Source organism: Bacillota bacterium (assembly GCA_024655925.1).
In the GTDB taxonomy this organism is placed as follows: Bacteria; Bacillota; DTU025; order DTU025; family JANLFS01; genus JANLFS01.
The window spans coordinates 5,201-27,706 of record JANLFS010000004.1 but is presented as its reverse complement, the minus strand read 5'-3'; the positions used below and the strand labels follow the sequence as shown (position 1 = coordinate 27,706).

Here is a 22,506-nt window from a genome sequence, read left to right as displayed (position 1 = left end):
AAGTGAAAGAAACCCCGGCATCACAGACTGATGCCGGGGTTTGCTTTGTTGACTGAGATGTTCCTTTCATGGTAAATTATTGATACACGAATGCATAATCGTACCTCCAGCTTAACGCCAAACACGGGAAGAAAGGGGAGTGGACAGGTGAAACGGTTGCTCAGCATGTTCGGGATCTTTCTGCTCGTGGCCGTCTCGAGTTCGGTATCGTTCGGAGCGAAACCCATAATCATCGGCGTCAACGCCGAGCTGACCGGGAGCATCCCGGTGGTGGGAAGGTCCTGCAGGAACGCGGCGGAGATGGCGGTGGAGGAGATCAACAGATCTGGTGGCCCGGAAGTCGGCGGCGTGAAGTACGAAGTGAGGATCGTCATCGAGGACAACGAAGACAAGGCGGAGTCCGCCGCAGCAGCAGCCCAGAAGCTCATCACGCAGAACCAGGTCGTGGCGTTGATAGGCCCTAACGCCAGTCGCAACGCCATCCCTGCGGCCCAGATCGCTGAAGACGCGAAAGTCCCGATGATCAGCCCGTGGTCCACCAACGTCAAGACGACCCAGAACAAGCGGTACGTCTTCAGAGCATGCATGATCGATGACTTCCAGGGAGTCGTATGCGCGAAGTTCGCTCGTGAGAACCTCAAGGCGTCTCGGGCGGCAGTCCTCTATGATGTTGCCAGTGAGTACAACAAGGGCATCGCCGAGGTGTTCCGGAAGTCCTTCGAGGAGTACGGCGGCAAAGTGGTGGCGTACGAGAGCTACACCACCGGTGACCAGGACTTCTCTTCCCAGCTCACCAGGATCAGAAGGGCTGATCCCGAGGTGCTGTTCCTGCCGAACTACTACAGTGAAGTCCCGCTCCAGGCACAACAGGCGCACAGGCTCGGGTACAAAGGGGCCATCCTCGGAAGCGATTCATGGGGCTTCCCTGACATAATCAAGCTCGGTGGGCGTGACATGGAAGGCCATTTCTTCAGCACACATTACGCCCCGGACATCGCCACCCCCGTCGCCCAGAAGTTCATCACCTCATACGAAAAGCAGTACAGGGAGAAGCCCGACGACGTTGCTGCCCTTACATATGATGCGTTCGGCATGCTCTTCCTCGCCCTCAAGACCGCTGGCAGAGTGGACCGTGAGGCGGTGCGCGAGGGGCTTTCCAAGATGAAGCTGTACGAAGGTGTCACAGGGAACATGAGGTTCGAAGGTACCGGCGACCCCGTGAAGAGTGCCGTGATCCTCCAGATCAAAGACGGCAAGTTCCAGTACTTCGCGAACGTAGGGCCATAGGCTTACCCAGGCCGCTGGGTGAAGCATGACCGGCGAGGACCCGTGGCCGCCAATCAGCCGGGCTCAAGGCTCACGGACCGGACTATGACCCCGGACCCTGGTCCTACATGACACGGGGCCGGGGTCAACTTAAGACCATCGGGGGGATGGCGAGTTGGACCTCATTCTCCAGCAGATCCTGAACGGTATCCAGCTTGGGAGCGTATATGCTCTGATAGCATTGGGTTACACAATGGTCTATGGGATCCTACGGCTGATCAACTTCGCCCACGGCGACATATTCATGATTGCGTGCTACATAGGGTTCTTCAGCGCGGGGGTTCTCCTTTCGGGGACTCTCCCCGATTGGGCTGTGTTCACTGCCACCATGGCCGTGACCATGGTGCTCACCGCCTCTCTTGCTGTCCTGATAGAGCGAGTAGCCTACCGGCCGCTCCGCACAGCGCCCAGAGTGTCTGCGGTCATCACTGCCCTGGGCGTCGGGCTCTTCCTCGAGAACTTCACTCTGGCCACTTTGGGACCTGCTGCCCGTGGAATGCCCCCCCTCCTGCCGACAGACAGTCTCAGTGTCGGGCCGCTGACTACGTCAGGGCTTCAATTGCTCATAATCGCAATCTCAATCCTGCTCATGCTGATCCTTGATACAGTGGTTCGAAAGACCATGACCGGCATGGCGATGCGGGCGATCTCCTACGACAAGACCGTCGTACCTCTGATGGGGGTGCCGCTGGACAGGATAATCTCCATCACGTTTGCCATTGGGTCGGCGGTCGCGGCGGCGGGCGGGGTCCTGTACACGCAGGCCTACCCGATAATCAACCCCTACATGGGAGTGCGCATCGGGTGGTGGGCATTCATTGCGGCTGTGGTGGGAGGGATAGGTAACATTCGAGGCGCGATGCTCGGCGCATATATCCTTGGGATGATAGAGGTGTTCACTCCCACGGTTCTACCATCCTCCACATACCGAGACTTTGTGGCGTTCACCGTCCTTCTCATCGTCCTGATAGTGCGTCCAACCGGAATCCTGGGCAGAGTGACTGCCCAGAAGGTATGATCCAAGTGAACGCGGAAACGAGGTGCATCCGGTGGGGATCAAGTCCTGGCGCACATCTGTGCTGATTCTGGCGGGCCTTGCGTGCACCTACGGACTGGAGAAGTCCGGGCTTGTGAGCATGTACATTCTCCAAGTGCTCATGTATGTCGGGATCAACAGCATACTCACTCTCAGCCTGAACCTGGTAAACGGGTACATGGGAGAGTTCTCTGTGGGGCATGCAGGCTTCATGGCCATCGGGGCCTACACAGCCTCCATCGTGACGGTATGGTGGTTCCGAAACAGCCTCCCCCTCCTGGCTTTCCCCGTTGCCACTCTGGCAGGAGGGATCATGGCGGCTGCAGCTTCCCTCATCGTTGCGTTCCCGTCCTTCCGAACCCGCGGTGACTACCTTGCCATAGTCACCCTGGCCTTCAGCATGATAGTGAAGAGCCTTCTTGAGAATATCGAGGCGCTCGGGGGGCCCCGGGGGTTTCTGGGGATGAACCGGCTGACGAGTCTCACCTATGTCGCCTTTTGGACCGGGCTTTCGGTGTACTTGATCCGGAACTTGATCTACTCCAATTTCGGCAGGGCAGTTCTCTCAATCCGCGAGGACGAGGTGGCCTCCAACTTGGTGAGCGTGGACACGCGGAAGACCAAGATCATCGTGTTCGCTACAGCCGCGTTCTTCGCCGGAGTAGCGGGCGCCCTATTCGCACACCTCATTCAGTTCATCAACCCCAGGACCTTCGACATCCGCAAGTCCACTGACATATTGGTCATGGTCTATCTGGGCGGGATCGGAAGTATCGCCGGGTCTGTGCTGGGCGCTACTGTGTACACTGTGCTTCTTGAGCTCCTTCGCCCGCTCAACGTGTGGCGGTGGGTGGTCGGTCCGCTGATGCTAGTTGCACTCATGCTGGTAAGGCCAACTGGGATCATGGGTTTACGGGAGTTCAGGTGGTTCATCCCGCCCGAGGAGAGACAGCCTGCGCGGAAGGAGGGTGGGGCACTTGTCGGTGCTTCGCGTTAGCGGCCTCTCGCACAGGTTCGGGGGGCTTCGTGCTGTATCAGGTTTCAACTTGACCCTCCAGCAAGGGGAGATAGTGGGGCTGATCGGGCCGAACGGCGCCGGGAAGACCACCGTGTTCAACCTTATTACCGGCGTTTACCGGCCGGCTGAAGGGGAGATAGAGTTCCTCGGCAAGAGCCTCGTGGGAAGACCGTCCTCGGACATAGTATCCATGGGTGTCGCCCGGACCTTCCAGACCATCCGTCTTTTCCGGGACCTCTCGGTCCTCGACAACGTGAGGATAGGGCACTTCTCCCAGGCGCGGTATCGCATCATCGACGCGCTTCTCCGCACCAAGCGGTTCCGGGCAGAGGAGGACAGAATCCGCGAAAAGGCCTATTCGCTCCTGGAGACCTTCGGCCTCCTGCAGTATGCTTCCACCGTGGCCAGGGCGCTCCCATACGGAGAGCAGAGAAGGCTGGAGATCGCCCGGGCCCTCGCCTCCAATCCACAAGTGCTGCTCCTGGACGAGCCCGCGGCTGGGATGAACCCCGCGGAGGTTGATAGGCTGATCGAGACAATAGGCTGGATCAGGAAGGAGTTCAACCTCACGATCCTCCTGATCGAACACCAGATGCGCGTGGTGATGAGGATCTGTGAGCGGATACTCGTCCTGGACTTCGGCGAGACAATAGCTGAAGGTACCCCGGAGGAGATCCAGTCGAACCCCAGAGTGCTCGAGGCCTATCTCGGAAAGGAGGCGTCCTGATGGCTGACGTTCTCCTGTCCGTCCAGGGTCTTGAGGTCGCATACGGCGGCATCCGTGCGCTTCGTGGGATCTCGCTCGAGGTCAGACGCGGTCAGATAGTCACACTTATAGGCGCGAACGGGGCAGGGAAGTCCACAACGCTCAGGGCGATCTCGGGGATGGTGAGGCCGTCGGCAGGTACGGTCGTGTTCGACAACCGGTCACTCACCCAACTCCCCGCCCATAAGATTGTGGAGGCGGGGATTGCTCACGTACCGGAAGGTCGCGGGATATTCGCGAACCTGACTGTGGGCGAAAATCTCAAGCTGGCGACGTACGCGCGCCGTGACCGGGAGCGGATCCCCGAGGACCAGGAGAGAGTGTTCTCCATGTTCCCCAGGCTCCGCGAGAGACTGGGGCAGCTCGGAGGCTTGCTCTCCGGCGGGGAGCAACAGATGCTTGCAGTTGCCCGCGCCCTCATGACCCGTGGCAGACTGATGCTCCTGGATGAGCCGTCGATGGGCCTTTCCCCGATTCTCGTCAGGGAGATATTCCGGACCATAACTGAGATTAACCGCGCGGGCACCACCATACTCCTTGTGGAGCAGAACGCCAACATGGCCTTGGGGATAGCCGATTACTGTTACGTGCTTCAGACAGGAGAGATCGTGTTGCACGGCCCTGCTCGGGAACTGGCGGATGACCCAAGAGTCAGGGAGGCGTACTTAGGGGGGTAGCAGCGAAAACCCGTTGCCACCTGCAAGCGTTCGGTCGAGGAGGATTGCGGTTCCTTGAGGCGAATTGTCCCATATGGGGGAATTGGCCATGGGACCATTCGCTGAGCGGATGCCAGGTCGAGTCTATAGGGAGTTCGTGTCTCCCGGCAGGGACGGACTGAAGTTCCTCAGGTTCGGGCTGGTTTCGCTCCCCTCAGGGAGCGAACAGGTCATAGTCGGCACGCCTGAGGAGTTGGCCCTGGTCATAATGGGCGGGAAGTGCGACATCACTTGCCTTGGGTTCAAATGGGCGGGCCTTGGAGACAGGTCGACACCTTTCGACGGCAAGGCATCGGCCGCGTATATCCCGGCCGGTATCGGGTTCACCATTGCCGCCCAGACACCTCTCCTGATTGCCCTCGCGGCCGCGCCTGGGAGTCCCGGCGGTATCCCCCAGGTTGTCCATCCGAACGACGTGGAGGTCTCCACATCAGGCATGGGCAACTTTCGGCGGGAAGTGCACACCATAATCGGGCCGAACATAAGCGCGCGCCGGCTTTTCTTCGGCGAGGTCTTCGGTCCCGAGGGGAATTGGATCACCTACCCTCCACACAAACACGACACCACGAGCGAGCGAGAAGCTAACCTTGAGGAAGTTCGGTACTATTTGAGCCTCCCTGCCGGAGGCTTCGGATTCGAGCGCGTCTATGCGGCTGACGGGTCATTCGACCATGTCAAAGTGGTGGAGGACGGGTCGGTCTCGGCAATTCCCTGTGGGTACCACACTGCAGCGAGCGCTCCCGGGTACCAGTTTTACTACCTCTGGGCCATGGCCGGCCCGGTTCGGGACTGGAAGACCGTTGACGATCCAGATCACTCTTAAATCTAGAAGGGCGAGGCTGGGGCCAATGACTGGTGACGAAAGACGCCGGGGGATACTGGAGGTACTCACCAGACGGAACGGGCCCGTGACTGGACAGGACCTGGCCAGCATGTTCTCAGTGAGCCGGCAGATCATAGTCTCCGACATAGCCCTCCTCCGCGCATCAGGCGCCGACATAGTTGCGACTCCCCAGGGGTATTTGATACCCCGCGCCACCCGGGCCAGCCAGCGTTGCAGGACCTTGGTCGCGTGTTGTCACGGCCCGGAAGGGACGCAAGGAGAACTCGAGCTCATAGTCGATCTCGGCGGCACAGTTGAGGATGTCCTGGTGGACCACCCTCTCTATGGCGAGCTCAAGGGGACCCTTGCGCTATCATCCCGGGAGGACGTCAGGAAGTTCATGGCGAAGATGTCCGGCGCTGGAGCTAGGCCTCTCTCCGTCCTGACGGAAGGTGTCCATTTGCACACTATCACGGCGCGAGACGAGGAAACACTGCAGCGCATCGTTGGGGCCCTCGGCGAGGCGGGCTACCTGTGCCGCCACGGAGAATGACGGATGAAGCAGCGGTGGCTTCACAGAAGGCAGGGACCGGAGTGCAAGTCTGTGTAGATGGGAAGAGTCTGACTGTCGAGGACGTCCGGGCGGTGGCACGCCAGGGCGCCCCCGTATCTCTCGCGCCGGGTGCGGCGTCCAGAATGGCTGCATCCAGCTCGGTGGTGGACTCACTGCTCGGGGACGACCGGGCGGTCTATGGCATAACCACGGGGTTCGGCAAGTTCGCCGATGTGCGCATACCATCCGATGCCCGGGCCGCACTTCAGGTGAACCTTCTTCGGTCCCATGCCTGCGGGGTGGGCGAGCCTCTGCCAGATGAGGTGGTCCGAGCCGTCCTGCTGCTGCGGGCAAACGCGCTGGCATGTGGTTACTCCGGGGTCCGGCCCGAAGTAGTCGAGACCCTAATCTCAATGGTGAACGCCGGAGTCTGTCCCGTAGTCCCTTCGCAGGGGTCCGTCGGGGCAAGCGGGGACCTGGCGCCTCTTGCTCACGCCATGCTTGTGCTCATCGGCGAAGGGCAGGCAAGGTACCAGGGTGAGACCCTTTCCGGCGGTGATGCGATGGGGTGCGCTGGCATCACGCCGGTTTCACTCCGGGCCAAGGAAGGGCTAGCACTCATAAACGGCACCCAGGTGATGACGGCTGTTGGGGCCCTGTGTGTGTCGGACGCCACCACGCTGGCAAAGGTCGCTGACGTGGCTGCTGCCATGAGCCTGGAGGCGTTGCGCGGAACCACCGCCGCCTTCGACGAGCGAGTCGGCCGGGCGAGGCCTCACCCCGGGCAGACCGCGTCCGCTCGGAACCTCATCAGGCTGCTCCGGGGAAGCGGGATCCGGGAGTCCCACCGGGACTGCCCGAAGGTTCAGGATGCGTACTCTCTCAGGTGCGCCCCACAGGTACATGGGGCGGCCAGGGATGTAATAGCCTTCACCCGGGGGGTCATCGAGCGGGAGATGAACTCCGCGACCGATAATCCCCTCATTTTCGCCGAGACCGGCGAGGTCATATCCGGCGGTAACTTCCACGGTGAGCCCGTGGCAATGGCCCTGGACTTCCTCGGAATCGCCCTCGCCGAGATCGGAAGTATCTCCGAGCGCCGCACAGAACGGATGGTCAACCCGCATCTGTCCGGGCTCCCACCTTTCCTTACCGAGCACGGAGGGCTCAACTCGGGCCTTATGATCGCTCAGTACACTTCGGCCGCGCTGGTCTCTGAGAACAAGATACTGGCTTCCCCGGCTGTGGTGGACTCCATCCCCACCTCCGGGAACCAGGAGGACCACGTGAGCATGGGAACCATCGCAGCCCGCAAAGCCGCGCAGATCCGGAAGAACGTTGCGAACATCCTGGCGATTGAGATTCTCTGCGCCGCGCAGGGCATAGACTTCCTGGCGCCCCTCGAGCCGGGCGCCGGCACGGGCGCGGCGCACCGGACAGTCCGGTCCAAGGTGGAACACCTCGAGGACGATCGTCCCATAAGCCCGGACATTGAGACCGTCCGAAATATGATCGAATCCGGGGAGATCCTCGAGGCGGTCGAAAGTGCCGCCGGGCCACTGGAGTAGCTTGACACAGCTGGCCCGCAGGTATGACATGCCACACCAGGCTCAAGGAGGAAGGCAGATGTCCAGAGTTGTAAAGGCGCCAAGGGGGCGCGAAATCTCATGCCGCGGGTGGCAGCAGGAAGCCGCCCTCAGGATGCTTATGAACAACTTGGATCCAGAGGTCGCCGAGCGCCCGGACGATCTGATAGTGTACGGTGGCACCGGGAAGGCCGCGCGCAACTGGCCTGCTTTTGAGGCGATCGTCCGGTGCCTGAGGGAGCTCGAGAACGATGAGACGCTACTGGTGCAGTCCGGGAAGCCGGTCGGGATCTTCCGGACCCATGCGGATGCCCCCAGGGTCCTGATCTCCAACGCCATGCTCGTCCCCGCCTGGGCAACGTGGGAGAAGTTCTGGGAGCTTGAGGCGATGGGCCTGACCATGTACGGGCAGATGACTGCGGGAAGCTGGATATACATTGGCACACAGGGAATCCTCCAGGGGACCTACGAAACTTTCGCCGCCGCTGCCAAAAAACACTTCGGCGGCTCCCTTCGCGGCAGGCTAGTTCTCACGGCAGGGCTCGGGGGGATGGGCGGCGCTCAGCCTTTGGCAGCAACGTTCAACGAAGGTGTTGTGATCGCGGTCGAGGTCGACCGGGCCAGAATCGACCGGAGGCTCCGCACCGGTTACTGTGAGATGATGGCAGAGACCATGGACGAGGCCATTGCCATGGCCCGAGAAGCTCTGGAACGTCGCATCCCGAGGTCCATCGCCCTTTTGGGCAACGCGTCCGGAACTCACCCCGAGTTCGTGCGACGGGGGATCATCCCGGACCTCGTGACTGACCAGACGTCCGCACACGACCCCCTGGAGGGTTATGTCCCCTCAGGGTTGTCGCTGGCAGAGGCTCAGGATCTCAGGAAGTCGGACCCGGCACAGTACAAGCGCCGGTCCTACGAATCCATGGCGACGCAGGTCAGAGCCATGCTGGAGATGAAAGCGCGCGGGGCAGTGGTATTCGACTACGGAAACAACCTGCGCCAGCAGGCGAAGATTGCGGGGGTCTCCAACGCGTTCGACTACCCGGGATTCGTGCCGGCGTATGTCCGCCCGCTCTTCTGCGAGGGGAAAGGCCCGTTCCGCTGGGTGGCGCTGTCGGGGGATCCTGCAGACATCCATGTGACCGATGAGGTCGTGCTTAACGAGTTCCCCGAAGATGAGCACCTGGTCAGATGGATCAAGATGGCCCAAGACCACGTCCACTTCCAGGGGCTGCCCGCCCGCATATGCTGGCTGGGATACGGTGAGCGGGCCAAGTTCGGCAGGATCATAAACCGCCTGGTGCGCGAGGGCAAGATCAAGGCCCCCATCGTGATCGGCCGCGACCATCTGGACTGCGGATCAGTAGCATCTCCGAACCGAGAGACCGAGGGGATGGCCGACGGAAGCGACGCCATCGCCGACTGGCCCGTGCTGAACGCCCTTCTGAACGCCGTTTCCGGCGCGACCTGGGTTTCGTTCCATCATGGCGGAGGAGTAGGGATAGGGTACTCACTCCATGCAGGGATGGTTATCGTGGCGGATGGTACGGACGCTGCGGCGGAAAGGCTTGAGCGTGTGCTCACCTGCGATCCCGGAATCGGTGTCGTGAGGCACGCGGATGCCGGGTACGAACTCGCGCGCAAGACCGCGACGGAGCGCGGGATCAAGATCCCGAAGATCGATACGGACTGAGCTCGGCCTCGGCTTCGGCGGCGGTGAGCGGCGTGCCGACATCCCATCCTGCCCTCTGAAGCCGCTCGAACAGCTCAGTGATGGCCGGCAGGCCTATGTGAGAGGCACGTAGCGCGGGCGCCTGGGCGAAGACCTGCCTGGGCGTCCCCGACATGACGATCCCGTGACTCCCGAGCACATAGACGTAATCTGCGATGGCAGGGACGAAGTCGACCTCGTGAGTGGAGACGATGTAGCTCAACCCGTCCTCCACGTGTACCTGGTTCAGAAGGTCCACCAGTTCTTCCCGGGCCTTGGGGTCCAGTCCAGTGAATGGCTCATCCATTATGAGGAGCTCAGGGCGGCTTGCGAGCGCCCCGGCAAGGGCTACCTTCCGCTTTTCCCCGCCGCTCAGGTAGTGAGGGATCTTCTTGGCCAGGTGGGCTATGCCAAGCCTCCCCAGGATACGGTTGCCCGCAGCCTCGATGTCGGCCCGGGGCCAGTTCAGGTTGCGTATGGTGAATGTCACGTCGTCCCAGACTGTTGGGCCGATTATCTGGTCATCCACGTTCTGGAGCACGACTCCAACTCTGTGGCGTATGCGCCGGAAGGCCTGGGCGGGGTTCTCACCAAAGACCGCGACCTGCCCTTCCACAGGCGCGAGGAGGCCCAGTAGGTGATAGATCAGAGTGGACTTCCCGCTCCCGTTGGCGCCCAGGACTGCGACACGCTCCCCGCGCGAGACGGTGAAGTCCAGCCCGCACAGGTCCACTTGGGTGTGGTCGGGATAGACATGCCGGATGCAGTTTACTCGCACGATAGGGTCTCCATCGCCCCGAGCCCCGGGTTTGCGCGGCACGCCAGTTGAAGTCGTGATGGTGTCGCGGTCGGCCTTCATCTCAGAACCAGCACCCCCAGTAGAACACCGAGAGAGTACGTGACGATCGCCAGATCGGCCGGCCTGAACCGTCGGTCTCTCGGCTCGACACGGATCCGTCCGGAATACCCTCTCACCTGCATGACCCTGTAAGTCCTCTCCGTCATGTCCACAGAGTGCAGGATGAGCACACCCAGGATCTCCCCGTAGTTCCGAAGCGTGCGAAGCAAGGCCCGCGGCCCGCGTGCCCCGCTGTCTGCCCCTCGAAGCCTGATCGTGACCAGGAGATCGGAAAGCTCTCCCATGAGCACGAAAAACGCCTTGTACGCCATGAACATGGCGTCTGCCACCACGACGGGGAGGACAGAGCCCAGAAGCGCGAAGACATCCACAAACGAGGTGGTGGTCAGCAGAGTGATCATGATGAACCCCGCAGCGAACGCACGGATGACGACCAACAGGGCCAGGGACGGGTTGGACCTGGCCACGCTCACGGCGAAGATGGCAGCGAAGACCAAGGGATACAGTGCAAACGGGATCGTTTTCCGGATGGGCTGGCCGGCCAGCCACGCGGGGACCGCAACCGTCACCACCACAGCCACGGCGAGCCCTGGAGATCCCGCGAGGATCGTTGCAGCCAGAAGCGCCCCGGCCGCCACGACCTTCGCCGCCGGCGCAGACTCGTGTAGCGTGGTGTGACCGTTGCACGCCAGCTCGTCCAGGATCTGAATGTCCAACCAGGATTACCTCCTGCCTACAATGCCCCAATCAAGTCCGGGCGGGCCCGCGCGAGGAACTGTGCCACTGCTCCGATGATCGCGGCCTCGATTGCCCATCCAACCATGCCAGCGGAGTAGACAACAGCAGCGAACGTCCCAAGGGAAAGGGGGCCGTGAGCGTCCTCGTCCGGATGGTCATCCGGGTGGTTGTCCTCTGGGCCGTGATCCTCTCCAATGTGCTCTCCGATGAGCTGTTCCTCCAGATTCACTACTGCAGGTTTCTCGTGGGCGTGCCGAACCAGTCCAGGGTTGATCTGCGTCCCGGCGACGACGCCGAGCATGGCCGTGGTGGAGAGAGCAAGCGCGATGACCGTGGTCGCGGCGGCCAGGGCGAAGGGGCGCCTCACTACACGGCGAAGGCCGGTCCATACGGCCCACCCGACCAGGACCTCGATTCCCGTGACGACGGTGTTGATGCCCACCACAGTGATGCCTCCGTGGCCGGTGAGCGCAAGGATCACGTTGGCTATCAGGCACCCGATGAAGCCTTGGGCTGGGCCTGCGATAATTCCGGCCAAGACCGTGAGGTTCACATGGTAGTTCAGCACTGGGATCGGCAGGCTCATGGCTGCCAGCATCAGCGCTGCCAGCACGCCGATACGCGGGACCACTTTCACCGGATCCTGCCTTCTCAAAGCAAGCACTGAGAATGCCACCAGCACTGCAGTGGCCGCCAACCCCAGAACGATCCAGGGAAGAGGGATTATGCCGTCCGGTATGTGGAGATGGGACAATTCCGCTTCACCTCTGAAGAGTTGCTCCTATTTCTGGCATTCCTCGCACCGGCCAGTCACTTCGAGCCAGTGCTTCTCGATCTTGAACCCGGTGACCTGGGCGAGCCTCTGCTCAATGGAGCGAATCTGACATTCCCCGAATTCGATCACCTTGCCGCACCCCATGCACACAAGATGGTGATGGTGCCCTCGGGACCCCAGGCTCCGCTCGTATCTCACAGCGCCGTCGTTGAAGTTCACCCGTCGCAGAATGCCCACATCCGACAGGAGCTCAAGTGTACGGTAAACGGTTGTTAAGCCGATTTCGGGGTCACGTGACCGTACAGCGTCATGAACCTCAGCTGCGGTCAGGTGCTCCGAGCCCCGTTCAAAGAGTGCGAGGATGGATCTGCGCTGCTCCGTGAGTTTGTGCCCAGCCGCCTTGAGCATCCGCTCAGCGGGAGGTAGTTCCGCGCAGGGCATGGATCCGCCACCACCTAAATGAAAATCATTTGCAATTCCTGCGCTGATTATACATCCACCACCAGCCGGAAAGCAACTCCCGCAGATCCCCCGTGCAGGAATTGCCGGTAGGGCGACGAAGATTCAACCCACGTCAAGCTGAGAGAGATCCTCTCGCGCCGAGTGAGGCCGGAAAGGGAGTGAGCCCGCTTTCATGAGTGAGCAGCCCGTGGACCGGCGCGTCGTCGAGTGCGTGCCGAACTTCAGTGAAGGCAGGAGACCCGAGGTCGTCGCAGCCATAGTCGAGGCGATTGCCCAGACGCCGGGAGTCCGGATCCTGGACCATACCTCCGATCATGACCACAACAGAAGCGTGGTCACTTTCGTCGGCCCTCCTGAGGCCTGCACGGAAGGTGCATTCGCTGGGATATCCCGGGCAGCGGATCTCATAGACATGGAGGCGCACTGCGGCGGCCACCCCAGAATCGGGGCAGCGGATGTCGTGCCCTTCGTGCCGATCCGTGGAGTCACCATGGCAGAATGTGTCGAGCTCGCTCGCACACTGGGCAAGCGGGTTGCAGAGGAACTCGGGATTCCGGTGTACCTATACGGGGAAGCGGCGACGAGCCCGGACCGGCGGAACCTGGCGGACATCAGGCGAGGGGAGTATGAGGGACTCAAACAGACAATAGACACCCCGGAAAGACATCCGGACTTCGGCCCGCCCAGACTGCACCCTACCGCAGGCGCAACAGTGATCGGTGCGCGCATGCCTCTCATCGCATTCAACGTCAACCTCGGCACCGGAGACCTGGAGATCGCCAGGAAGATCGCCCGTGCAGTCAGGGGGAGCAGTGGAGGGCTCGTGCACGTCCGGGCAATTGGGGTAATGCTCTCTGAGAGGAACATCGCGCAGGTCTCGATGAACCTGGTAGACTACACGAGGACCCCTATCCACCGTGCAGTCGAGATGGTCCGCAGGGAGGCCCAGAGGTACGGCGTCCCGATCGTGGAGACCGAACTCATAGGCCTCATGCCCCTCGACGCGATTCTCGATTCAGCAGCATTCTACCTACAGCTTCCAAAGCTCTCCTCAGGACAGATTCTGGAGGCAAAGATATGGGATGAGGACTGAGCCTTCTGAGTTACTACTAATTCACGCTGCCGAGCTAGCAACGTGCGCTCCGGAGGGCGTGCCGCCCGGCCCCCGGCGCGGCACGGACCTCGGCCGGGTGGGCATCATTCCCGACGGCGCTATCGCGTGCGCCCACGGACGCATCGTAGACATCGGACCCACGCGCGAAGTGCTCTCCCGGGAACCACGTGGATGCCCCGAGATCATCGATGCGTCCGGTAAGACCGTCTTGCCCGGGTTTGTGGACGCCCACACCCACCTCGTATTCGCTGGCACGCGCCACGAAGAACACATAATGCGCATACAAGGGGCCAAGTACCTCGACATCCTGTCCGCAGGAGGCGGGATCATCAGCACTGTCGAGGCGACCCGCAAGGCCAGTTTTGAAGACCTGCAGGCCACTGCCACCAAGAGACTCGACACCGTGCTTCTCCACGGGACTACGACTCTCGAGGCGAAGAGCGGGTATGGCCTGGATCTCACGTCTGAACTCAAGCAACTCGAGGTCCTCCGAGCGGCCTCCTGCAAGCATCCAGTTGAGGTAGTGAGCACTCTCCTCGCTGCCCACGCCGTGCCCCCGGAGTTCGAAGGAGATGTCGAAGGGTATCTGGACTTTATCATCAGAGAGGTTCTCCCGGCAGTGGCATCAAGGCGCCTCGCGGAGTTCTGCGACGTCTTCTGTGAGGAGGGGGTGTTCTCCACCCAGCAGGCGGAACGTCTGCTCCTCGCTGCTCAGCGTCTGGGCCTCCGTTCGAAACTCCACGCAGACGAGATAAACCCCATCGGCGGGGCGGAACTGGCCGCCTCCCTGGGAGCCGTGTCCGCGGACCACCTCGCCGCAGCATCCCGGACCGGGATGGACCGCCTTGCGGAAGCAGGCGTAGTTGCGGTGCTGCTCCCAGCGACCATGTTCACTCTCATGTCTGACAGGTACGCTGATGCCAGAGGAATGATAGATCGAGGGGTTGCAGTAGCTCTGGCCACTGATTTCAACCCCGGGACGTCCCCTGTGCCATCCATGCAGTTCGTCTTGACTCTGGCGTGTCTGGAGATGAAGATGACCCCAGCCGAGGCTGTATCCGCAGCCACAGTGAACGCCGCCTGGGCGATCGGGCGAGGGGATAGAGCGGGAAGCCTTAGTCCAGGCCGGCCGGCAGACTTCATAGTTGTTGACGTCCCTGCACTCGATGCACTTCCATTCCAGATAGGTGTGAACTGTGTCACTGATGTTGTAAAGGGCGGGCGCGTAGTGGTGAAGGACGGAAGGCGAGTGGGGAGTGCCCCATCGGGCGACCGTGCTTTCTAGCCCACATCCGATAAGGTGCCGGGGCCGTGGCCCAGCAGGCTTGAGAACCAGATTGGGAGGGTACAGGAGATGTCGTTCGCGGGAATGGCACTTCGAGAGTTTCTCGGGGAACTGGGCGCCAGTACGCCCGCGCCTGGAGGTGGGAGTGCATCTGCCGTTGCAGGAGCGATGGGGTTGGCGCTCGTCTCAATGGTGGCGGGTCTTACTCCAAAGGAAGCGATCCAGCAGACCGAGGCAGCGAGACTCACAGACGTCAGAGAGAAGGCATGCGCCCTCAGGGAGCGCTTGCTCGCCTTGGCAGATGAGGACACCGCGGCTTTCAACTGTGTGATGCGGGCTTACAGGCTCCCTAAGTCCACTGACACGGAGAAACAGGCAAGGCGCGAGGCGATCCAGCTTGCTCTGAAAGGCGCGGTCAGGACACCCTTGGAGGTGTTGGAAGTCGCGGCGGAAGGTATGAGACTTGCCCGGGTGGTAGCGGAGCGAGGCAACTCCAACGCCGCCAGTGATGTTGGCGTTGCCGCTCTCCTGCTCGACACTGCCATGGGTGGGGCCATATTCAACATACAGATCAACCTCGCCGCCATAAAGGATACAGCTTTTGTGGCTGACATCCGGGCGATTGTGGAAGCGAGGATAGAGGACCGGGATGAGCTCCGGGAGACGATAATCGACCGGGTTCTCGAGAATATCGGAGGAGAGTAGGTCCCGTCTGGACACCAGGGCCGGGTGGGTGTCATGACACTTGACAAGACAGATCCCCGGGCCATAGTATGAGACTGCAGGACGCCTTTCAAGAAACGGAGGCTTTCCCATGAAAACCCGGGAGATCGTGCTCGGAGCTGTCCTTACAGCTTTCGCCCTACTCATTCCTCTGGCTTTCGGGACTTATCTCAGAATCCTCATCCCGCCTTTTTCAGCGACCCTCGCTTCCCACGTGCCTGTCATGCTCGCCATGCTTGTCAGTCCATCCGTGGCCGCGCTCGTAGGGGTCGGCTCAGGGCTGGGGTTCCTGATGACCTATGGCCTCAACCCACTCGGGTTGATGATCGGCGCGAGAGCGCTGATGCATGCAGTCTGGGGGTGGATCGGGGGAGCGGTCGTCGCCCGCGGCCGGAGTTTCTCGTTCGCACTCACCCTCACAGCGCCCGTTCATGCGCTGGCTGAGGCGGTTGCGGTGGTTGTTGTCGCCGTAGTGCTCGGTATTCCTCTCAACCAGATGAGGGGAGCGGGCGTTGCTGGAGAGTCCTTGGCTGCTGGGACGATCCTTGCAGTAGTCGTGGTGGGCACTTTCCTCCACCATGTGGTGGACTCAGGCATCTCATTTGCCATTGCCCGCGCGGCGGGCTGGGCGCACACTGATGGCCGAAGAGCTGGCAGATAGACCCGGGCTGGGTCTGGAGTCCCGCCCTGGGTATAGCATGAGGAGTCAGCTACCCCACGGCTGAAGCCGGAGGCTTGCGGTAAGCAAGCCTGGAGCTGACCAGCCTCAGCTCATCGGCCGAAAGGCCATCGGGCTGCGTTATTCAGGTCATGACACCCTGGGATGCGTGCCAGTTCCAGGCCCTGTCGCCCGGCATTAGACAGCCGTACCGGTCGGATAGCCGTCCGGCATAGGCCGAGCTTCAAGTTGAACGGCTTCGACGTGCATCCAAAGTACCTGCGGCTGCTTCAAAAAGCCGATGGATACGAGTATACCCAGAAAGGGGGAAGCGGCGTCTCCTCCTCACGCCTGAAGGCGGGGGCTCCCGACGCCGCGTAGTCTGGTGGGCGTCTCCGCGCGGGTGCTCGCACTGAACTCGCGAGAGGCACTAGAGGCCGAGATGCGCTCGATCGGCGCCGGACGCGAGGGAATCCGCATCATGCTGGACAAAGGCATCTTCCGAGTTGTCCGCCTCTACGAGGTGCCTATCAGAGCTGCGCTCATCATCAAGCAGGAGATGCTCTCCAAAGGCGGCGAGGCCGCTCTGCCCCTCAGAGCGGCGGACCTTGCTGTTGAGTCGTGTGACATCCTAATGATTGGGACCGAGCGGCAGTTTCGTGAGGTAATAGCAACTCTCAAACGGCAGCCGTTCGGCCTCCCTGCGATTGCATCCGAGATCGAGTCCGTCCTTGAAAAGCTGGACTCTCCTCTCCCCTCGGTCACCGTGGGGGGAAGGACGTTCACCTTCGGGCAGCGAACATACATCATGGGCGTCCTCAATGTGACCCCTGACTCATTCTCAGACGGCGGCCGCTACCAGGACCCTGCAGTTGCTGTCCGCCACGCCCTATCCATGCTCGAGAACGGTGCCGACATAATCGACGTCGGCGGTGAGTCCTCACGCCCTGGTGCGGAGTCCGTGTCTTCTGAAGAGGAGTTTGCGCGTGTGGCCCCGGCCGTCGAGGCGCTCACCTCTGAGACCCACGCAGTGGTTTCCGTTGACACCTACAAGGCAGAGGTTGCAAGAAGATGCCTCGACCTCGGCGCGCACATGATCAATGACATCACGGCACTCGCTGGCGAAGGCGACATGGCATCAGTCATCTCTCGGTACGGTGTCCCGGTCGTCCTGATGCACATGAAAGGCCGGCCAAGGGACATGCAGATCAACCCCCATTATGACTCGGTCGTCCACGAGATCCACGAATTCCTGGATCAGAGGATCAAGTACGCCCAAGAGCAAGGCATTCCGCCATGTAACATCATCATTGATCCGGGAATAGGCTTTGGTAAGACGCCCGAACACAACCTTGAGATCCTCGCGCGTCTTGCCGAGTTTCGGAGCCTGGGCCGTCCCATCCTGGTGGGGACGTCCCGCAAGTCCACCATTGGGAAGGTACTGGGTCTTCCAGTCTCAGAAAGGCTCTTCGGGACAGCGGCCACAGTGGCCTGCGCCATTGCTTCCGGCGCGGACATCGTTCGGGTGCACGATGTCCGGGAGATGGCGAGGGTGGCGCGGATGACGGACGCGATCGTCAGGGGATGGCAGGAAAAGGGGGATGACAATGCCGTCTGACAGACTCACACTCAAGAACCTGATCTTCTACGCGTACCACGGGGCGTTTGCCGCCGAGAAGGAACTCGGGCAGAGGTTCGAGGTGGATGTCGACATGCGCGGGGATTTTCAGGCCTGTTCGAACACTGACGACCTCGATTTGGCCATCAACTATGTGGATGTCTACACCCTCGTGCGCGAGATTGTGGAGGAACGCGAGTTCAACCTCATCGAGACGGCGGCCCGTACGGTGGCGGACGAAATTGCCTCCGCTTATCCTGTAAAGGAGGTCACGGTGAGAGTTCGCAAACCCCACGCCCCTATCGGCGGACCCATGGACTACGTTGAAGTCGAGGTGACCAGAAGAGGCGCCTCCGGGACCCAGCCGGGGCAAGAAATCGAGCATGCTGGAGAAGCTTGACATCAGGTATTTCGACGAGGTTGACTCAACAAACACTGTTGCACGCGACATGGCCAGATCCGGGGCCCCCGACGGTGCAGTCATTGTCGCACGCAGGCAGACCGCGGGCAGGGGCAGGCTCGGCAGGGTTTGGTTCTCCCACAGCGACTTCGGGCTCTGGTTCTCGGCAATCCTTAAGCCCGACTTCCCGGCCCAACAGGCTGGACTTCTGGGAATCGCTGCGTCCGTCGCGGTCGCCCGCGCGCTTCTGGACACGGCCGGGGTGGTCACCGCAGTCAAATGGCCTAATGACGTGCTCATAGCTGGCAAGAAAGTTGCCGGGATCCTTCCCGAAGCCGCAATCGAAGGCGGCCGCTTCCTCTGGGCAATTGTCGGGATGGGCGTGAACCTCTTTCCTCCAGACGGAGGGTTCCCTGATGAGCTTGAGGAAGTGGCAACCTACGTCTCTGCCCATGCGACCAAACCTGTGGAAAGAAATGCGGTCCTCTCTTGCGTCCTTCAGAATCTGGCCGAACTGTGCAGGTCAATACGCGCCGACGGCGGCACCACGGTTACTCGGGAGGCAGCGTCCATGTCGTGTGTCCTCGGCCGGTCGGTCCGCGTGACGCAGCCTGGTGGCGCAGTGCCGGTGCAAGGGCGTGCCATCTCCATAAACAGACGAGGCGAACTACGGGTGAAGATGGCAAACGGGACGTTTGTGGACGTATCGGCGGGCGAGGTTTCGCTCAGGCTCTCGGGAAATACGGCAGACGGGGGCGTTTGCCCTTCCGGGGAGGTGGAGTAAGTGCGCAGAGCGATTGCGCTGGCCCTGGCGGCTTTCACTATTGGGGTGGCCATAACCGGGTCTGCTACATTCACATGCTCCGCTCAGGGACCAGTGGACCCTGCTCGGATCATCACCGAGCTTGGGGGGGCGGGAGTGACGGTCGCCCTCGGCGCGGGCCTGCTGGTGACTGACCCACCCACAGGCCTGACGTTCGTAAGCGCCACGGTCACTACCGCTCTTGCCGTTGAGGCCCTCAAGGTAACTCTGGGGAGAGCAAGACCTTACGTCCCAGGCGAGAATGGGCGGTTCACCGGGCCGAAGCTTTCCGGTGAGTACCACTCCATGCCGTCCGGGCACACTGCGAACGCCTTCGCGATGGCTACTGTCCTGGCGGACCGCTACCCGGAAGGAGCGGGCCTGTTCTATACGCTTGCAGGCCTGGTGGGAGCGAGCAGGATAGCCCTCGGGGTGCACTGGCCCAGCGATGTGGTGGCTGGCGCCGCAATTGGGAGCTACATCGGAAGTCGGGCAGTATCCGGTCACATCAAGATCCTCGATCTGTCTCAGTAGCAGTGCAACACGGGCGAACCGTGGCCGCCTGGCGTCCTCCTCGCGGCCACGGTTCGTTCTTGCACGGGCCCTGTCCGTTCCCACGTGAGTCTTACTCTTTGTCCGTGCCCTTGTTGTTCTCCTTATCCGCTGTGGACTTCGCCGGTCCGCACCCGAAACACGGCTTCTTGGGGGGGGCTGGCTTATGGTGCGGAGGCTGCGGCGGCGGAGGTTCCGGGAATTCCGGCATAGGGGGCATCGGCCCCGGAGAAGGTCCTGGGAACGTAGGAGGCTCCGGCATCGGAGGCACACTTGGCTGTGGCGGTGTGTAGTATGGCGGCACTGGCCCAGGCGTTGGCGTCGGCATTGGCCCTAGCCCAGGCGAAGGCCAAGGCGTAGGACCTGGCATTGTGTCGCACGGCGGCTGCGGGAAGACTGGAGGCCAGCAAGGCGGCATCGACGGTGGTGTTGGGTACGGAGGCCACGTCGGAGTGGGCGCCGGCATCGGCCCGGGCATTGGCCCGGGCATTGGATAGGGCATCGGCTCAGGCATTGGGGACGGCACGCCCGGGGTGAATGGCGCCTGGTACAGAGAGAGTATAGACTCGAAGAAGAAAGCGTGTCTTAACTCGTCCCGACTGATCTGTAGAATCGCCCTACGGATGGGTTCCGTGGGCGCAATCTGCGCCATACGGGTGTAGAAGTCGACCGCCTGCAGTTCGTCCGCCTGGGCCATCTGTGTCATTTCCAAGAACTCTCGGGATGGTATCACCCTCGATCACCTCATTTGCGGTTGTCGAACATCCAATGGCAGTATATTGCGAACGTCCTCAGTGAGTTCGCGTGCAGAAGGCACATCTATGTGCGCCTAGTGCTGGTGCGGGCTTTCCCCACTACGTGCAAATCGCTCCCACCCTCACCGACGCCGTGATGCGCCGCGCCCATTGTGCGCCGCCCGCAATTGACCGAAAGGCAGCCGCCGCAAGCTCCCCGCTTTAGCTGTGGAGATAAGGCAGGCGCGCATTGGTTGTACTATATGAGGACAAGGTATATAATAATGGCATGGCTAACCAGTACAGAAGCAACAGAAGTGTTGTCTATTCATGCAAGTACCATGTGGTCTGGTGTCCCAAGTATCGACGGTCCGTCTTAGTGAATGGGGTGGATGTCAGGTTGGTATGCGTACTGCGTGAAGTGGCCGCAGAACACGGAGCCGAGATACTTGAGCTGGAGGTTATGCCTGCCCATGTGCATTTGTTCCTCGAGGTCGATCCGCAGTTCAGGATTCATAGGCTGGCAAAACGTATGAAAAGCCGATCTTCGAGACTCTTGCGTGAGGAGTCTCCTTGGCTCCGGAGCCGTCTACCGACTCTTTGGACACACTCGTATTTCGTGGCGACGGTCGGGGGCGCTCCACTTGCCATGGTCAAGCAATACATTGAGAACCAAAAACACGTGTAAGCCACTGTACACGGTCAGGAAGCTGAAGTTGGGCACTTCGCCTCAGCTAGACTAGTTGGCCATGGCGGCCGGTCAGCTTTGCTCCCGCGCCTTGGCGAGTTTTTGGCGGACTGTCCGGAAGAGAAGCATCTGGCTTGAGCCATCGTCGATGATGCGTTGGCATAACTCCGACGGTCTTCACGCGCACACCGCCGACGCAGTGGTGCAGTCGTTCTATGGAGCTTTGGATTCTTGGCGCAGCAGGCGGGGAACCAACCCCAAGGCCAAGCCTCCAAGGTGTCGGAGACGGTACTACAAGATCCAGTGGAAGTCGAGCGCCATAAGGGTGAGGGGTGAGTATTTGCTGTTGTCTAACGGGCGTGGGAACGAGCCGCTTCGTATCCCCTGGCGCTGGGATACTCCTGCGCTCGTTGAGGTCGGTTGGGATGGGCGCGAATAGAACTGCGGGCTACATACAAGATTGACCCGGTTGCCGGTATTGGGGAAGGTCTTACAGCCGGCGTTGATCTAGGTGAGGTGCACATAGCCGTCGCCCACGACGGGGCAAAGTGCGTCATTGCAAATGGCAGGGAGCTTCACTCGAAATGGAGGTATCAGAACAGACTTAAAGCTAGACTAACGTCCAAGATTGATGCCAAGGTGAGGGGATCGCGCAGGTGGTGTAGGCTCGTCGCGTCAAAGAGAAAGCAACTCCGTGCAATCGAAAACCAGGTTAGAGATGTCCTGCATAAGCAGACCACCAGGCTTGTCTCCACTCTTTGGGCAAACGGAGTGCAGACGGTGGTAATTGGCGACGTCAGGGACATACGGGAAGGGCTAGACTGTGGGCATGCGGCAAACCAAAGGATCCACCAAATGTGTCACGGTATGGCGCGGCACATGATCACGCATAAGGCTGCGCGGTTGGGGTTGAGTATGCGGCTGCAGGATGAGTCGTACACCTCGCAAACCTGCCCTGCATGCGGCAAGAGGCACAAGCCCGCCGACAGGCAGTACTGCTGTGCCTGCGGTTTTAGCTATCACCGTGACGGAGTCGGCGCATTCAACATTCGGCAAAAGTATCTGGGCTTCGGCCCAGTAGCTGGGGCGATGGCGTCCCCCGACGGTGTGAGGTATGCCCCTCACATGCGGTGTAGCTCAGCGCAATGAAGGGCGAAGAGCCTGGAGCGTTGAGAAAGAATCTCCCGGCGTTAGTCGTGGAGAGAACGTCAAAAAGACTACTCGAAGATGTATGGCAAACGCATGATCTACCCCTGGGGGGTATATCTCTTCTGAGTACATGGGCCGAGGAAGGCGGAGATGTACACTTGAGCCAAATCGGTGAGAACGATTCGGAGAATCGCGTCGAAGACCAGGCTGAATCGAGGCGTCTAGACCTCTCTATCACTGGGATGACGTGCGCTGCGTGCGCGGCGCGCATAGAGGGGGCCCTGAGGCGCAAATCGGGGATCAAGGACGCTGCCGTCAACCTCGCAGCCGAGACTGCCAGAGTTGACTACGACCCCGCCCTCATAAGGCCGTCGGAGATTCGCAAGGCGGTCGAGGAGGCAGGCTACGGCG

23 protein-coding genes and 2 pseudogenes are annotated in these 22,506 nt (G+C 61.0%); 21 read left to right on the top strand and 4 right to left on the bottom strand.

Annotated features, from left to right (window positions below; all coding sequences use genetic code 11):
• The first annotated feature begins 147 nt into the window (after positions 1 to 147).
• The 9 genes from NUW23_01080 to hutU all read left to right on the top strand — a co-directional run bounded on the left by NUW23_01080 (position 148) and on the right by hutU (position 9,520).
• Positions 148 to 1,287, top strand: coding sequence for an ABC transporter substrate-binding protein (locus NUW23_01080; protein ID MCR4424772.1), 1,140 nt, complete (start codon positions 148 to 150; stop codon positions 1,285 to 1,287).
• A 154-nt stretch (positions 1,288 to 1,441) separates the two neighbouring features.
• Complete coding sequence (locus tag NUW23_01075; GenBank protein MCR4424771.1) at positions 1,442 to 2,344, top strand: branched-chain amino acid ABC transporter permease; 903 nt, start codon at positions 1,442 to 1,444, stop codon at positions 2,342 to 2,344.
• 37 nt (positions 2,345 to 2,381) lie between these two features.
• Complete coding sequence (locus tag NUW23_01070; protein MCR4424770.1) at positions 2,382 to 3,359, top strand: branched-chain amino acid ABC transporter permease; 978 nt, start codon at positions 2,382 to 2,384, stop codon at positions 3,357 to 3,359.
• A complete protein-coding gene (locus NUW23_01065) occupies positions 3,340 to 4,107 on the top strand; it encodes an ABC transporter ATP-binding protein (protein ID MCR4424769.1) in 768 nt (255 codons plus the stop codon). The genes NUW23_01070 and NUW23_01065 overlap by 20 nt, the downstream gene beginning before the upstream one ends.
• On the top strand, positions 4,107 to 4,823 hold the full coding sequence (locus NUW23_01060; GenBank protein ID MCR4424768.1) for an ABC transporter ATP-binding protein: 717 nt from the start codon (positions 4,107 to 4,109) through the stop codon (positions 4,821 to 4,823). The genes NUW23_01065 and NUW23_01060 overlap by 1 nt, the downstream gene beginning before the upstream one ends.
• 88 nt (positions 4,824 to 4,911) lie before the next feature.
• Positions 4,912 to 5,685, top strand: a complete 774-nt coding sequence (iolB, locus tag NUW23_01055; protein ID MCR4424767.1) for a 5-deoxy-glucuronate isomerase — start codon at positions 4,912 to 4,914, stop codon at positions 5,683 to 5,685.
• Positions 5,686 to 5,710: 25 nt separating this feature from the next.
• A complete protein-coding gene (locus tag NUW23_01050; GenBank protein ID MCR4424766.1) occupies positions 5,711 to 6,238 on the top strand; it encodes a transcription repressor NadR in 528 nt (175 codons plus the stop codon).
• 14 nt (positions 6,239 to 6,252) lie between these two features.
• Positions 6,253 to 7,806 (top strand): histidine ammonia-lyase, encoded by a 1,554-nt coding sequence (hutH, locus tag NUW23_01045; GenBank protein ID MCR4424765.1) that lies wholly within the window; start codon positions 6,253 to 6,255, stop codon positions 7,804 to 7,806.
• A 58-nt stretch (positions 7,807 to 7,864) separates the two neighbouring features.
• Positions 7,865 to 9,520 carry a urocanate hydratase gene (hutU, locus tag NUW23_01040; protein MCR4424764.1) on the top strand — a complete coding sequence of 552 codons (1,656 nt, stop codon included), beginning with the start codon at positions 7,865 to 7,867 and terminating at the stop codon, positions 9,518 to 9,520.
• On the opposite strand, the gene NUW23_01035 is transcribed toward hutU, so the two are convergent.
• From NUW23_01035 to NUW23_01020, 4 genes are read right to left on the bottom strand one after another with little or no spacing between them, the layout of a single operon-like run.
• Positions 9,492 to 10,397 carry an energy-coupling factor ABC transporter ATP-binding protein gene (locus tag NUW23_01035; GenBank protein MCR4424763.1) on the bottom strand — a complete coding sequence of 302 codons (906 nt, stop codon included), beginning with the start codon at positions 10,395 to 10,397 and terminating at the stop codon, positions 9,492 to 9,494. The two genes, hutU and NUW23_01035, sit on opposite strands and share 29 nt — an antisense overlap.
• On the bottom strand, positions 10,394 to 11,113 hold the full coding sequence (locus NUW23_01030) for an energy-coupling factor transporter transmembrane protein EcfT (protein ID MCR4424762.1): 720 nt from the start codon (positions 11,111 to 11,113) through the stop codon (positions 10,394 to 10,396). Before NUW23_01030 ends, NUW23_01035 begins: the two co-directional genes overlap by 4 nt.
• Positions 11,114 to 11,130: 17 nt before the next feature.
• Positions 11,131 to 11,889: an energy-coupling factor ABC transporter permease gene (locus NUW23_01025; GenBank protein ID MCR4424761.1), complete on the bottom strand. Its 759-nt coding sequence runs from the start codon at positions 11,887 to 11,889 to the stop codon at positions 11,131 to 11,133.
• Positions 11,890 to 11,916: 27 nt separating this feature from the next.
• The gene (locus tag NUW23_01020; protein MCR4424760.1) at positions 11,917 to 12,351 is read right to left on the bottom strand and encodes a transcriptional repressor; all 435 of its coding nucleotides are present in this window, start codon (positions 12,349 to 12,351) and stop codon (positions 11,917 to 11,919) included.
• Between the two features lie 193 nt (positions 12,352 to 12,544).
• Between NUW23_01020 and ftcD the strand changes: the two genes are divergently transcribed.
• The 12 genes and pseudogenes from ftcD to NUW23_00960 all read left to right on the top strand — a co-directional run.
• Positions 12,545 to 13,465, top strand: a complete 921-nt coding sequence (gene ftcD, locus NUW23_01015) for a glutamate formimidoyltransferase (protein ID MCR4424759.1) — start codon at positions 12,545 to 12,547, stop codon at positions 13,463 to 13,465.
• Positions 13,455 to 14,771 carry an imidazolonepropionase gene (hutI, locus tag NUW23_01010; GenBank protein MCR4424758.1) on the top strand — a complete coding sequence of 439 codons (1,317 nt, stop codon included), beginning with the start codon at positions 13,455 to 13,457 and terminating at the stop codon, positions 14,769 to 14,771. Before ftcD ends, hutI begins: the two co-directional genes overlap by 11 nt.
• 69 nt (positions 14,772 to 14,840) lie before the next feature.
• On the top strand, positions 14,841 to 15,476 hold the full coding sequence (locus NUW23_01005) for a cyclodeaminase/cyclohydrolase family protein (GenBank protein MCR4424757.1): 636 nt from the start codon (positions 14,841 to 14,843) through the stop codon (positions 15,474 to 15,476).
• A gap of 109 nt (positions 15,477 to 15,585) precedes the next feature.
• Positions 15,586 to 16,155 (top strand): ECF transporter S component, encoded by a 570-nt coding sequence (locus NUW23_01000; GenBank protein MCR4424756.1) that lies wholly within the window; start codon positions 15,586 to 15,588, stop codon positions 16,153 to 16,155.
• Positions 16,156 to 16,365: 210 nt separating this feature from the next.
• Positions 16,366 to 16,533 (top strand): annotated as a pseudogene (locus NUW23_00995) (HNH endonuclease).
• Positions 16,534 to 16,555: 22 nt separating this feature from the next.
• Entirely contained in the window at positions 16,556 to 17,770 is a 1,215-nt protein-coding gene (gene folP / locus NUW23_00990) for a dihydropteroate synthase (protein MCR4424755.1), read from the top strand.
• Positions 17,760 to 18,170, top strand: coding sequence for a dihydroneopterin aldolase (folB, locus tag NUW23_00985; protein MCR4424754.1), 411 nt, complete (start codon positions 17,760 to 17,762; stop codon positions 18,168 to 18,170). The genes folP and folB overlap by 11 nt, the downstream gene beginning before the upstream one ends.
• Complete coding sequence (locus NUW23_00980) at positions 18,154 to 18,954, top strand: biotin--[acetyl-CoA-carboxylase] ligase (GenBank protein MCR4424753.1); 801 nt, start codon at positions 18,154 to 18,156, stop codon at positions 18,952 to 18,954. The genes folB and NUW23_00980 overlap by 17 nt, the downstream gene beginning before the upstream one ends.
• Positions 18,955 to 19,506, top strand: coding sequence for a phosphatase PAP2 family protein (locus NUW23_00975; protein ID MCR4424752.1), 552 nt, complete (start codon positions 18,955 to 18,957; stop codon positions 19,504 to 19,506).
• A 1,041-nt stretch (positions 19,507 to 20,547) separates the two neighbouring features.
• On the top strand, positions 20,548 to 20,946 hold the full coding sequence (gene tnpA, locus NUW23_00970; protein MCR4424751.1) for an IS200/IS605 family transposase: 399 nt from the start codon (positions 20,548 to 20,550) through the stop codon (positions 20,944 to 20,946).
• A gap of 61 nt (positions 20,947 to 21,007) precedes the next feature.
• Positions 21,008 to 22,095, top strand: a pseudogene (locus NUW23_00965) (transposase).
• A gap of 158 nt (positions 22,096 to 22,253) precedes the next feature.
• A partial coding sequence (locus NUW23_00960; GenBank protein MCR4424750.1) for a heavy-metal-associated domain-containing protein occupies positions 22,254 to 22,506 on the top strand: 253 nt, incomplete at its 3' end.

What these genes read in the sequence shown, in the direction of transcription:
- NUW23_01060 (MCR4424768.1), top strand. Translation starts at nt 4,107, where the DNA reads ATGGCTGACGTTCTCCTGTCCGTCCAGGGTCTTGAGGTCGCATACGGC.
- iolB (MCR4424767.1), top strand. Translation starts at nt 4,912, where the DNA reads ATGGGACCATTCGCTGAGCGGATGCCAGGTCGAGTCTATAGGGAGTTC.
- NUW23_01050 (MCR4424766.1), top strand. Translation starts at nt 5,711, where the DNA reads ATGACTGGTGACGAAAGACGCCGGGGGATACTGGAGGTACTCACCAGA.
- hutU (MCR4424764.1), top strand. Translation starts at nt 7,865, where the DNA reads ATGTCCAGAGTTGTAAAGGCGCCAAGGGGGCGCGAAATCTCATGCCGC.
- NUW23_01035 (MCR4424763.1), bottom strand. Translation starts at nt 10,397, where the DNA reads ATGAAGGCCGACCGCGACACCATCACGACTTCAACTGGCGTGCCGCGC.
- NUW23_01020 (MCR4424760.1), bottom strand. Translation starts at nt 12,351, where the DNA reads ATGCCCTGCGCGGAACTACCTCCCGCTGAGCGGATGCTCAAGGCGGCT.
- ftcD (MCR4424759.1), top strand. Translation starts at nt 12,545, where the DNA reads ATGAGTGAGCAGCCCGTGGACCGGCGCGTCGTCGAGTGCGTGCCGAAC.
- hutI (MCR4424758.1), top strand. Translation starts at nt 13,455, where the DNA reads ATGAGGACTGAGCCTTCTGAGTTACTACTAATTCACGCTGCCGAGCTA.
- NUW23_01005 (MCR4424757.1), top strand. Translation starts at nt 14,841, where the DNA reads ATGTCGTTCGCGGGAATGGCACTTCGAGAGTTTCTCGGGGAACTGGGC.
- NUW23_01000 (MCR4424756.1), top strand. Translation starts at nt 15,586, where the DNA reads ATGAAAACCCGGGAGATCGTGCTCGGAGCTGTCCTTACAGCTTTCGCC.
- folB (MCR4424754.1), top strand. Translation starts at nt 17,760, where the DNA reads ATGCCGTCTGACAGACTCACACTCAAGAACCTGATCTTCTACGCGTAC.
- NUW23_00980 (MCR4424753.1), top strand. Translation starts at nt 18,154, where the DNA reads ATGCTGGAGAAGCTTGACATCAGGTATTTCGACGAGGTTGACTCAACA.
- tnpA (MCR4424751.1), top strand. Translation starts at nt 20,548, where the DNA reads ATGGCTAACCAGTACAGAAGCAACAGAAGTGTTGTCTATTCATGCAAG.